This is a genomic window from Luxibacter massiliensis, assembly GCF_900604355.1.
In the GTDB taxonomy this organism is placed as follows: Bacteria; Bacillota; Clostridia; order Lachnospirales; family Lachnospiraceae; genus Luxibacter; species Luxibacter massiliensis.
Genome location: NZ_UWOE01000001.1, coordinates 2,319,355 through 2,331,904 on the forward strand (window position 1 = coordinate 2,319,355; position 12,550 = coordinate 2,331,904).

10 protein-coding genes are annotated in these 12,550 nt (G+C 47.0%); 1 reads left to right on the forward strand and 9 read right to left on the reverse strand.

Annotated features, from left to right (window positions below; genetic code table 11):
- Positions 1-15 precede the first annotated feature (15 nt).
- The 7 genes from EFA47_RS10775 to EFA47_RS10805 form a co-directional block, all read right to left on the reverse strand.
- The gene (locus EFA47_RS10775) at positions 16-1,284 is read right to left on the reverse strand and encodes a Y-family DNA polymerase (protein WP_122643278.1); all 1,269 of its coding nucleotides are present in this window, start codon (positions 1,282-1,284) and stop codon (positions 16-18) included.
- 529 nt (positions 1,285-1,813) lie between these two features.
- Complete coding sequence (locus tag EFA47_RS10780) at positions 1,814-3,559, reverse strand: ABC transporter ATP-binding protein (RefSeq protein WP_122643279.1); 1,746 nt, start codon at positions 3,557-3,559, stop codon at positions 1,814-1,816.
- A complete protein-coding gene (locus EFA47_RS10785; protein WP_122643280.1) occupies positions 3,556-5,298 on the reverse strand; it encodes an ABC transporter ATP-binding protein in 1,743 nt (580 codons plus the stop codon). The genes EFA47_RS10780 and EFA47_RS10785 overlap by 4 nt, the downstream gene beginning before the upstream one ends.
- A 98-nt stretch (positions 5,299-5,396) precedes the next feature.
- Complete coding sequence (locus EFA47_RS10790; protein ID WP_122643281.1) at positions 5,397-6,023, reverse strand: TetR/AcrR family transcriptional regulator; 627 nt, start codon at positions 6,021-6,023, stop codon at positions 5,397-5,399.
- A gap of 129 nt (positions 6,024-6,152) precedes the next feature.
- Positions 6,153-7,643, reverse strand: coding sequence for an ABC transporter ATP-binding protein (locus EFA47_RS10795; protein WP_122643282.1), 1,491 nt, complete (start codon positions 7,641-7,643; stop codon positions 6,153-6,155).
- Positions 7,644-7,648: 5 nt separating this feature from the next.
- On the reverse strand, positions 7,649-8,386 hold the full coding sequence (locus EFA47_RS10800) for an energy-coupling factor transporter transmembrane component T (protein WP_122643283.1): 738 nt from the start codon (positions 8,384-8,386) through the stop codon (positions 7,649-7,651).
- Positions 8,386-8,964, reverse strand: a complete 579-nt coding sequence (locus EFA47_RS10805; protein ID WP_122643284.1) for an MptD family putative ECF transporter S component — start codon at positions 8,962-8,964, stop codon at positions 8,386-8,388. The genes EFA47_RS10800 and EFA47_RS10805 overlap by 1 nt, the downstream gene beginning before the upstream one ends.
- A gap of 203 nt (positions 8,965-9,167) precedes the next feature.
- Here EFA47_RS10805 and EFA47_RS10810 point away from each other — a divergent pair, with 203 nt between their 5' ends.
- The gene (locus EFA47_RS10810; RefSeq protein WP_330512189.1) at positions 9,168-10,148 is read left to right on the forward strand and encodes a helix-turn-helix domain-containing protein; all 981 of its coding nucleotides are present in this window, start codon (positions 9,168-9,170) and stop codon (positions 10,146-10,148) included.
- A 116-nt stretch (positions 10,149-10,264) separates the two neighbouring features.
- Here the strand turns inward: EFA47_RS10810 and EFA47_RS10815 are convergent, their stop codons facing one another.
- Both EFA47_RS10815 and ahpC read right to left on the reverse strand, forming a co-directional pair.
- Entirely contained in the window at positions 10,265-11,983 is a 1,719-nt protein-coding gene (locus tag EFA47_RS10815; RefSeq protein WP_122643285.1) for an FAD-dependent oxidoreductase, read from the reverse strand.
- A 1-nt stretch (position 11,984) separates the two neighbouring features.
- Positions 11,985-12,548: an alkyl hydroperoxide reductase subunit C gene (gene ahpC, locus EFA47_RS10820; protein ID WP_122643286.1), complete on the reverse strand. Its 564-nt coding sequence runs from the start codon at positions 12,546-12,548 to the stop codon at positions 11,985-11,987.
- Positions 12,549-12,550 lie beyond the last annotated feature (2 nt).

A 12,550-nucleotide genomic window follows, 5' to 3' on the forward strand; every position in this document is an offset into this window, starting at 1 on the left:
GTTTCCCTTCTTTCCTCACTCAATTCTGACCTTCTTATAGTCTACCGACCGTTTCTCGCGGCTGATCCCGCCAGACATATGGTCAATCCTTCCCCCCAGAAATGCAGCTCGCCTGACAGAATCATTTCCATACCTCTCCCGGATTTTATCAATAACCTCGTCCAATCTTTCTAATCTCTCATAATCTGTCTGGTCAAACAAATCCAACTGCCGCATATCTATCCGGTCATTGACCCTGCTGGTATGGATTCCCAGATGCCGGATTGGCATCCCATTCCACAATTCATGGAATAACCTGCAGGCACTCTGATAAATTTCTAAAGTAATATCTGTTCCGCGGCCCAGTGTCATTTGATGGCTGGCGTACTGCAAGTCATAACTTTTAATCCCCACTGCAATAACTTCTGCCTGTACGCCGTCTTTCCGAAGGCGGGTTCCCACTGTCTCGGCCAAAGCCAATAGAACAAGTTTAGCTGTAGGCGCATCACAGACATCAAAGGCAATAGTCACAGAATTTCCATACCCTTTATTGGGCGGCGGCTCCTCCTGAACTTTGGATACGTCTTCTCCATTTGCAAATCTCCAGACCAACTCCCCATGCTTTTTCAAATGGGTCCTTAAAATCTCCGGCTCCGTATGTGCCAACTCTCCAATGGTCTGAATACCCAGATTTAATAACTTTTTTGTGGCTGCCCGGCCTACAAAGAACAAGTCATGAACTGGGAGAGGCCACATTTTTTCCCCAACCTCCTCCTTCCAAAGGGTGTGTACTCTGTCCGGTTTTTCAAAATCACTGGCCATTTTTGCCAGCAGCTTGTTCTCAGAGATTCCTATATTTACAGTAAACCCCAATTCTTCCCGGATCTGGGTACGTATCCGGTTTGCCGCCGTCACTGGTTCTCCCCAGAGCTTTTGTGTCCCCGTCATATCCATAAAACATTCATCAATAGAATACTGTTCCACTATAGGCGTATATTGGCGTAGGATTTTCACAAAGGCGGCAGAGCACCGCTCATATAAGTCATAATTAGGGGGAACCAATATCAGCCTCGGACACTTTTTCTTTGCCTCGAGGATTGTCTCCCCAGTTTTAATACTATATTGCTTTGCTGGGATAGATTTAGCCAATATAATGCCATGGCGCATAGCCACATCCCCCGCCACTGCCGAAACCTGCTCCCGCAGATCGGCTTTTCCGCCTAAATGCTGGAGACGATATACTGCTTCCCAGCTTAGAAATGCACTGTTTACATCAATATGAAAAATCACATTCTCCAAACTTATGTTCCCCTCCTTTGCATCAAATTATACAGAACAAGCGTTCTTTATTCAACCGTTATTATTTACCAGCTTACCCATGCCTCCAGCAGCCATATGGACAATACCCTTTCCTCTGGATCATGTATAGTTTCTGCGCAAAAAAAAGAGCAATCAAATTAATTGCCCTTTTTAAAACAATATTGAATTAAGATGCCATCCCCTGTTTCTGACCGTGGAAAAAGTAACCTTTCCTGTTCCATTGTGCTCTACTACTGTAATCCCCTCTCCCCTCAAGGCTTTTAGGTTCACATTCTCTAAAATCATCTTTTTATTCAGAAAAGAAAGGGACGTTTTTCACGCTAAAACAGACATCCCTGTATGTAAAAGAGGCAGATCCAAATTTTCCTGGTTCAAATCCACTGCCCTGAGTCCTGTTTTCTTCCAGACATCCTCCCGTAGGCCATCAAATCCCTTTAGTAAAATACACGCCCTGTCACCTCCTTCCCCAGTGACAGGGCGTATTCCTTATCCTGGTACAGCGAATCTCAAGTCTTTATCCTACTCGCTGTGCCAGTTTCCAGCCTGACGCTTCTTTCCGGGCGTTCAAAAAGTCCCGGTACAATCCCGGCTTCCCAGAAAGTTCTTCATGATTTCCTTTCTGCACGATTCTGCCGCCGTCCAGAACCAGAATCTGGTCGGCTTTCTGTACCGTTTTCATCCGGTGTGCGATCAGGATAATTGTCTTATCTCTCATCAGCGCTTCCATTGCCCTTTGCAGCTTATCCTCATTTTCCGGATCTACATTGGCGGTTGCCTCATCAAAAATAATAATGGGCGCATCTTTTAACATGGCTCTGGCTATGGAGATCCGCTGCCGCTCACCTCCCGAGAGGTTGGCGCCGCCTTCTCCTATGACCGTATCATAACCATCCGGCAATGATTGGATGAACTCATGGCAGCATGCTTTTTTTGCCGCCTCTATCACCTGGGCGCGGGTAGCCTCGGGTTTTCCGAACCGAATATTATTCTCGATGGTATCTGCAAAGAGGTACACTTTCTGAAACACCATGCTGACCTGATCCATCAGAGATTCTAATGTATACTCCCTGACATCTGTCCCCCCAATGCGGATGACTCCTTGATCTACGTCCCAAAATCTGGCAATCAAGTTACAAAGAGTCGTTTTCCCGGAGCCGGAAGGCCCAACCACAGCTGTTGTGGTTTTATCCGGAATCGTGATCGAGACATCTTTCAGAACCGGTTTCCTGTCATAAGAGAAATCTACATGTTCAAAGGTGATTCCATGATTCTTTGTCCGTATACTCCGGCCGGTTTCATCCATTTCCGGGATTTCGTTGATCTGATCCGCATGGTCAATGGAACTTCCCACCACCCGCAGGCCTGCCATAGCGCTTCCGGCAGACTGTATCTGAGAAAACACCATAAAAGAAATAATCACTGTCATAAGCGCATCTGCCAGACCCATGGTGCCATTGGTGAAGAAAAACACTGCCGCTCCCATAATCAGAACAGAAAACAAGTGCAGGCTCAGCTCCTGCGCAATCATGTAAGGAGTAAAGGTTTTTTCGATATCCAGATTACTCTTCCGGTTGTATTCCAATGCTTCCCGCAGCCTTCTGTCCCCCTTCCCGGTAAGGTTAAAGGATTTGATGACACTCATTCCCTGTAATTGTTCCAATACTGCCTCTACAAGCTGTGCCTCCGACTTCTGACGGTGGGGTGTCACGCTGGCAGACTTTTTCTCCATGGCAGAAGTAAACAGCAGATAGAGCGCCATTCCCGCCAGGGTAAGCAGGCCGACTCTCCAGTCAAACACAATGACAAATATCATAAATACCGCAGAGTTAATCAGGCCCCCCAGGATTCCTACCAACACTACCGGCCCCATCATTTCCACCACTTCCAGAACTGTTGTGGAAACACCGGTAATTTCACCCAGGCTTTTATCACTGAAATATCCCATGGGAACCCGCTTCAGCTTATCTCCGATATCAATCCGGCGGTTCGCCACCATGAAGTATCCCGCGTGGGTCTGCTGTAACTGGGTAAAACGGTTAATGGCCGCCCTTCCAAGGATACTGGCGACAAGCAGTCCCAGTGACGTCCATGCGGCCCTGTTTGTCTGATCCCCGTCAGTAAGCGCCAGCACCACAAAATAAATGGCGCTTACCTGAAACATATAAAAAACAGCATAGAAGAATCCCCAGAAAATAGATTTATTGATATTTTTTTGTTCTTTCCCCGCAAACTTCCAGATTTTTTTCAGCACTCCGATCATGCCACATCACCATCCTTTGCACCGATATGGGCCTCCCACATCTCCTGATACAATCTGTTTTGTTTCAAAAGCTCCTCATGAGTGCCGCTTCCTGCTATGCGGCCATCCCGGATCACAAAAATCTGGTCTGCATCTGTAATCGTAGAAAGACGGTGTGCGATTACAATGACTGTCTTTCCACATACAAGGCTTGCCACTGCCCTCTGTATCACCGCCTCATTTTCCGGATCAATATAAGCGGTTGCCTCATCCAGGATTACAATCGGTGCATTTTTTAGCATGGCTCTGGCTATGGCGATTCTCTGGCGTTCACCCCCCGAGAGGTGTGCACCGCCCCCTCCTACCCGGGTATCATACCCACTTTCTAATTGACGGATAAATACATCACATCCGGCGGCCTTTGCCACAGCCTCCACTTCGGCATCACTTGCCTTTGGTTTTCCCATACGGATATTTTCTCTCACCGTCTCGTCAAACAGATAGTTATCCTGAGATACAAAGGCCATCTGATCATAAAGCTGGGAAAGTGGAATCTTCCCCAGATCATGGCCGCCCAGGAGAATCCTTCCTTTTTCTACGTCCCAGAATCCTCCGATGAGTTTGGCGATGGTTGATTTTCCGCTTCCGCTGGGCCCCACAAAGGCAGTCATACTGCCTGCGGGAATCGTAAGGGAAATATCATGCAGGATTTCTTTGTCGTCGTGATAGCCAAAGGAAACATGCTCCACCTGGATATCCATAGAGGAAAATTGTACCTGCCGCCCGCCATGATCCTGCTCTTCCCCGTTCAGAATCGAATCCACTTCCCCCACGATTGTCCCCACCTTCGCGAGACTGTCCACAAAATCCATGGCCGCCAGCAAGGGGCCTGCAATACCAAGAGAAAGAATAATGGTGGTGATAAAGGTCTCCACAGAAAGACTTCCACGCTGGTACATCAGCCATCCTACAGGCAGGATTGTAAGCAGTGTAGTCGGTGCAACCGCTCTTGATATAGAAACCGGAAGCTGACAGCCTTTCATCCAATGATAGAAATAAGATGCATTTGCCCTCACCCGGTCTGCAAACTTTGCATAAGAATTTTTTCCCTGATTAAACGCCTTAATCACTTCAATCCCACCGATATATTCCACGATGGCCGCATTCATATCCTGTGTCACTTTCACCGATCCCTCATACTGTTCCCCATAATTTTTCATGACCGCCATCATAAATACCATGCCTACAGGGATAGAGACCAGAGACAACAATGCCATTCTCCAGTCCAGGACGAACAAATATACCAGAATGCATACCGGCCCCAGAATATTCGCCGTCATCTCGGGCAGTAAATGTGCCAGAGGGCGCTCCATGCTGTCCACCTGATCAACGATGATCTGTTTCATCTGCCCGCTTGGCGTATCCGTCACTGTGCCCAGCGGCATCCGGGGCAGTTTTTTCAAAATACACTCCCGTATGCTTTTTAAAATTGAAAAAGTTGCTTTATGAGACATAGCAAGAGCCAATGCATAAAGCACCCCACGGATGGCGAATCCGGCAAACGCCGCCAGGCACCACCCGGTATAAAACCTCATGTCTGTCTTTCCAGCCAGCAATCCGATAATCATCTGTGCCGCCGAATAATAGGGCAATATTCCGCACAGTACACCAATAGATGCGGAGATAATAGCTCTTATCAAGCCTCCCTGATTGTCTTTCCCCAGCTCCCACAAGCGGAGCAAAGGACTTTGTTTCTGCATATTGATTCCTCCTATCCAAGTTAGTTTTTGCTAACCTATCTTTTTATAAAAAGGCTGATACCTGCGGATCCTGACAGGAAACAGCCTGATTATCGACTTTATGGGGTTTCGGGATTGAACACCGTAGAAAATCCCTGCATATGGTACCGGTTGAGCAGACGCACATATTTGACCGCCTCTTCTTTTCTCATATTATGGCGCACCACTTCAAACATTCCGTTAAAATAGGCGGTCACAACCATGTGGATAAATTCCTCTGTCACCAGGCCCGACTTCACACTTTCACATCCAATGACTTCCATGTATTTATACGTGTATTCCACCTCAATATCCACCAGTTCATCCAGAAAACAGGAAAACCGGGTTCCCTCTGCACTGTCCAGCAAAATCCGGAATTCTTCAAAATGGTCGTATATATAATCCAGCATCTCCATCTGATGCTGGGAAGTATATTGCCCCATCTCACTTTTTTGGACATCCTCGTCAAAAGAATGAAAGTCTTCCTGCACTTTCAGGAATATATTCTTCAGCTCCACTGCCGCCGGCTCCACAACCGCCTGAAACAATCCTTCTTTATCTCCAAAACGAGTATAAATGGAACCCGTGCTTGTTCCGGCCTCCTGTGCAATGACACGCATCGAAGCATCCTTATAACCCTTTTCCAGAAATTCTTTTTTCGCGCGCTCCAGTACAGCTTCATATACTCCCTCAATCTGCTTTGCCATCCATACACCTTCTTCCCATTTATTCATAACACCGTTTCATAACGATGTTATGATTATACTCCCAGATAAATATTTTGTCAAGAACGTATTGCAGCGTCCATGCACAAGTACCTTGTACACGGACGCTGCTCAAACAGCCTTTAGAAAAAAATCCAGCAGCCTTTCTCTGCCGTCACGTTCTTCAATACAATAACTTTCCTGTACTTGCCCATTTTCCAAGTGAATGACATAATTGCAGCACCGCAGGATGAATTCTGGGTCATGGGTTATGACAACAGCAGTTTTTCCGTCTTCTGTCATCCGATTCACCATCTCTGCAATCTGTCTCATGTGGAATAAATCAAGTCCGCTGGTAGGCTCATCGAATAATATCAGAGGCCTCTCTGAGGCCATAGCTGAGGCAATGGCTGCCCGCTGTTTCTGTCCCCCGGACAGTCCCATGGGATGGCAGTCTTTGTATGCAGCCAGATCCATTTCAGCCAGTATACTTTCTGCTTTCTGCCTGTCTTCCTGCTTCATACTTAAAAGAATCTCATCCATAACGCTCTCTGTAAAAAGCTGATGGTTTACATCCTGCATAACTATATAACAGCATTTGAGACGGTCTTTCCCAGAATATGATTTAGTTTGATCTTGCACTGTTCCCCTGCACCTTTTCTCCAGTCCGCCAAGGCAGCGGAAAAAGGTGGATTTTCCGGCTCCATTATGTCCGATTACAGCGGTGGCACAGCCTGCCGGGAAAACGGCTTTGGAAATATGTAAAATTTCCGGCCCTCTTTTATAAGCAAAAGAAAGCTTTTTTATCACCCATTCCCCACTGTTTCCACCTCCGGCAGGGCCTTCTATATCTTTCAGGCCATCCAGGCCAAGAGGGCGCAGCCCCATTTCCTCCCTCCGCTTAAAGCCTAATCCCTGAAACTCCTCCCAAGTGTAGTCCCCCTTGATTTCCCCGTCTTTTAAATATAGGGCGCGGTCAATTAAGCCTGACAGATAATAGAGACGATGTTCTGAAATAACAATCGTTTTTCCCTGAGATTTTAAAATGGAAAGGAGCTGGCCAAGGTCAGCAATGGCAGAACTATCCAGATTAGACGAGGGTTCATCCAGCACGTAAATCTCCGGTGAGACGGCCGCGGCCGATCCACAGGCAATCTTTTGCTTTTCACCGCCCGAAAGGGAAAATATACTTCTGTCAAGCAAAGGGGCCAGCCTCAGCTGTCTGGCAGCCTTATTCACCTGTTCCCACACAAGTCCTTCTTCCATCCCGTGATTTTCGGGGCCGAAAGCCAGCTCGCTGGTTGTGTCTACATTAAAAAACTGAGAACGGGGATTTTGAAACACAGAACCCACCTTCAACGATATATCAAACAGTGATAATTCTCTTGTGTCTTTTCCATCCAGACAGACGGTACCCTCAAAATTCCCCTCATGATAGTGGGGAATCAGTCCATTCAGCAGACGTGTCATGGTTGTCTTTCCACAGCCAGATTCCCCACAGAGCAGGACAAAGGAACCTTTCTCAATGGTACACGAAATATTTTTTAAGGTGCCTCCGGGCCTGCTGCCATCAGACTGTTGGCCGGCCGGATATGAGAAGCATACATTCCGACATTCAATCATACCTCCTACCTCCTTACGGCCAGTATGTAAATCTGCACCGCAAATGCACCGAAACAAACGAGGAGAAAAAGAATATCCTGCACGTGAAAACCCAGCTTACAGATATTTGTCCGTTTCACAGGCCCCCCTAATCCCCGGGTAAGTGCAGCTGCAGACAGTTCCTCCCCAATTTTTACAGAGCAGATCATCATAGGAACAATACGGTACTCAAGGACAGCTCCTGTCCTTTTGCCCCCAAAACCAATCCCCCGCATCCGCATGGCATCTCCGATGGCATTCCATTCCTCGGCTACGGTAGGAAAAAAACGAAACATAACAGACATAGGAATGGTAATCTGCCGGGGCATACAAAGCCTCTCCATAGCCGCAATAAACTCACTTACTGTGGTTGTAGTAACGACAAAATATCCCATGACCACACCTGGGGTAAATCTGAGCAGGATACCCACAACGGCTACCGCCATATAGTTCGCCCCGCCACTTAAGTATGGCAGGCCAAACATTTCCAGACACAGACTCCCTCCAAACAATGCGATATATAGGAATGAGCCTTTCCATTTTTTTGCCGACATAAGAAGCACTAACGGAATTGCCGCCAGTACAATTATGTAATATTGCATAATGCCTTCATAAGAGCCGCCTAAAATAAAGACAGCAATTGTAATCAGCGCCGCCATTTTTGTCCGGGGATCTAACATCATACCCGCCTTATTTTTCTTGCTTGCAAGGAGCTCCTGTTTCATTATACAATCCCCGCCCGCTCAAAATGTTTTCTGAACAGTTTCCGCCCAATCAGGCCGCCTGCAAGCCCGCTGATAAAGGCAGCTGCCAGAAGTACCGGTAAAATCCAGTCCGGCATATAAGCCATCAGCGTATCGGCATATTCCCGGCCATAGCCGGAAAGCAGACTCTGGTAATATGCATCGCGTGTCACAACGATAGGGACAAACGCGCCGATTACCCACATGGAAAAGACACCGTGAATCAAGATTTCCCGTTTTGCATCCTTGTAGCTGCAGGCTTTCATCATAAAATCAGAGATAAGGCCAAAAACCAGTCCGGTGGGAATACACCAGAACCCCATGCCCGTCAGCAGCATGATGATCCCCAGCAGCAGCCCGCAGATTGTAAGCATCCAGAACTTTCGAATTTTAGAAAAAAACAGCATCATGGGAACCCCCCCGGCCAAAGGCACAATCACACTGATCAGTGGAATAAAAATCGGAATAAAACCGATGGATGCCGCCGCAAAAATGACGATAAAATAAATCGCCGTAAAAATACCAATATTGATTAAATCCTTTCCCTGCAATTTGTGCATTGCCAAACCTCCTGAAGCACTTATTTTTATTAGTTGCAACTAACCATCTGTAAGAATATCACACCTTGAACCATGCTTCTATGCACATATCAGTATTTTAGGCCCAAACAGCAAGGAGTTTTCTGTCCTGCATGAATATCAATTGACCGGAAATTCAAGTACCTTTATAATTACATCAGTAAGGAGCGAAGGAGGTGGAGGAGTTGGACGGTATCGTAAGCAGCATATTAGAAAACAGCAATGCTATTTCAGGAGTAACGTTCAAAAACAGCCCAAACAGCCAGGAACTACTTTTAGATCATGGCTCTGGAAAAGGGCGCATGGTTTTTCACACACTTTTTCCAGGACTGACCCTTGCCTATATATATGTGCGGGCGTCTGCATGGCCAGAGTCTGACGCAAATTCAGAATTAAAGCTGCTGCAGATAAACTACTGCATTTCCGGCAGGAGTGAATTGTTATTAGATGACAATACCTACATGTACCTGAAGGAAAACGATTTCTGCATCAGCAGGCAGACGGCACAGAAGGAATATATTTTCCCCACCGGAGGATACCAGGGAATCAAAATATATTTGGATTTACCCCTCCTCTTACAGTCCTGCCCTCAAATCACAGAACTCTTCTCCATCGACTTCACCCGGTTGCAGGATGCCTACTGCGGCAAAAAGAGAACTTATATCAATGAAGCCGGCTGCAGATTAAAAAACATTTTTTTGCGGCTTTGGCAGCTCTCAGAGAACCCCTCTGCCTTTTACATGCAGATTGACACCCTTGAGCTGCTCTATCAGCTTCTATATATGGAAAACCGCCCTTCCAAAACTTGCGGATTCTATACAGAAACCCAAGTAGAGATTGCCAAACGAACAGCACACATTCTTTCCGGCGATCTCAGGCAGCATATTCCTGTACATCAAATTGCTAAAAGTTTTGCGGTCAGCGAGACGAGCCTGAAAAACTATTTCCGGGGCGTATATGGCAAGAATATCTCAGTCTACCTGCGTGAATTGCGTATGGACACTGCTGCAAATCTACTTTCTCATACAAAACAGTCAATCGCTGAAGTTTCTGAGCAAGTGGGGTATTCCAACCAAGGGAAGTTCGCCGCTGTATTCAAGAGGCAATTTGGGATATCACCCTTGGAATACCGGAGGTCAAAAAGATTAGATAAAATAAGCCGGTGAAGAATCCTCTCTCACCGGCTTATATCTCAAAATATTACTGTTCACATTACCTGTGTATACTAACCCAGAATACTATATTCACAGACACAAGGGCCTAAGTCTGCCATCTGCTTGTGCTATTGATTCGGATCCTCCAATATATCCAGCAGCTCTCCTACATTTTTCTTACCGAAGAAAACCTGTTCCTTATTCACTACCATACAGGGAACGCTCATAATCTGATACTTTTCTTTCAGCTCCGGATAGTGTGACAGATCATACACTTCCGCCCTCACCCTGTCAGACAATGCTGCGATCTTCTGTGCCGCCATCACAAGTTCCGGGCACATGGTACAGGACAGGGAAACCATGATTTCAATATCTGTCTGTCTGGAAATTCTCCCAATTCTCTCTTTTTCTTCCTGGGTGACGGCTGTTCCGGGACCGGCTGCATTGTACAGTCCGATTACAAAAGAATTAATCTCATGTCCTCCGGGAACTCCATGGAACACCATTCCCGAGGGCGTTCCATCTGCCTTAATAATTTCCATAGACGGAAGATATTCTGGCCTGTCTCCTTCTGCTTTTTCCCAGAACACTTTGTCTGTCATCTCGGAGAACTCCTTCAAAAATACTTCCACTTCACGGGAAACCCCATCCTCTCCCAGCCACGCCCGGATGCACACCGGATGCGCAAATTTGTCAAATACCGGGATAAGCTGGGTTCTGATGGCTTCATCCAAAAACCTTGCGCCACCAGTATTCTGCGCCGGGTTCTGGCTGTCTGCCAGGCGATTCCCCGCAGCATCCGCACTGTCCTTACCGCCTGCCCCATGATTGGGGACGGCCTCTGCACCGCTCCAGCTATTTTCTTTTACAACAGATACGTCAAATTCCGGGATTTCCAGTTTGCTGTGCAGTTCTGTCACATCCTTTTCCAACGAGGTTGCCGCCACGGCTCCGTCCGCAACAGCCGTGACCACCTGCCGGAGATTTTTCACGCATACATCTCCTGCCGCATACACTCCCGCAAGATTCGTTTTCTGATTGGCGTCTGTTATAATATATCCATGCTCATCCAATTCCAGTATTTCCGGCAGCCACCGGGTGTTCGGTTCATATCCGGCAAATACAAATACTCCGAATCCACCGTCCTTCTCTGCAAGATATTCCCATGTCTCTCCTGCTGCCTTATCCAAAAACACAGCTTTTTCCATCACCTGGCCGCCCTTAACACCCTTTAATTCTGTAGAGAACCGGACAGATATTTTTTCATTTCCTTTTAGCTTATCAGACACCGTCCTGGCGCACCCAAACTGCTCTGAACGCACGATAATCGTTACATGCTTCGCGTATTTCGTGAGGAAAAGCCCTTCTTCCACAGCCGCAAATCCCCCGCCTATGACAAATACGTTCATCCCGGTAAAAAATTCTCCGTCACAAGTTGCACAATAGGCAACCCCCCGGCCTCTAAAAGTATCTTCTCCCTGAAACCCCAGCTTCCTGGGATTTGCCCCCACTGCAAGAATAACGCCAAGAGCTTTATAATCCCCCTTGTTCGTGTGAAGAACTTTTACATCCTGCGCAAGCTCCATATCCGTCACCTCCGCGATGACAAACTCTGCGCCAAAATTTTCCGCCTGTCTTCTCATACTGTCTGTCAGGCTTTTCCCGCTTGCAAGCTCGACCCCCGGATAATTCACCACCTCTGTTGTGATGGTGATCTGTCCTCCGGTCTTGTCTTTTTCCAGAACCAGCACTTTATACTTTGCCCTGGCCATGTAAATTGCGGCGGAAAGTCCAGCCGGCCCGGCCCCTACAATGATTAAGTCATAAAACTTCTCGTATCCTCCCATGTTAGAGCAGTCCCACCAGATCCAGGCTCGGCTTCAGTGTTTCTGCTCCCGGCTGCCATTTTGCCGGGCACACCTGATCCCCGTGCTCCGCTACGAACTGGGATGCCTGCACTCTCCTGAACAACTCATCCGCATTTCTTCCCACGTTGCCCGCAATTACTTCATAAGCCACGATTTTCCCTTCTGGATTCACAATAAAGCTTCCTCTTTCAGCCATGCCGTCTGACTCGATCATCACATCAAAATCCCTTGCAAGAGCGCCTGTCGGATCTGCCAGCATCGGATAATTTATTTTCTGAATTGTCTTGGACGCATCATGCCATGCCTTATGTACAAAATGGCTGTCACAAGATACGGAATAAATTTCGCAGCCTATCTTCTGAAATTCCTCATACTTATTCGCCAGGTCTTCCAATTCTGTGGGGCACACAAACGTAAAATCCGCTGGATAAAAGAAAAATACACTCCATTTCCCTAAAATATCCTCTTTTCTTACGGTCTTAAATTCACCACCCCAAAATGCCTGCACTTCAAAATTATTTACCTCTTTGTTGATCATTGACATCT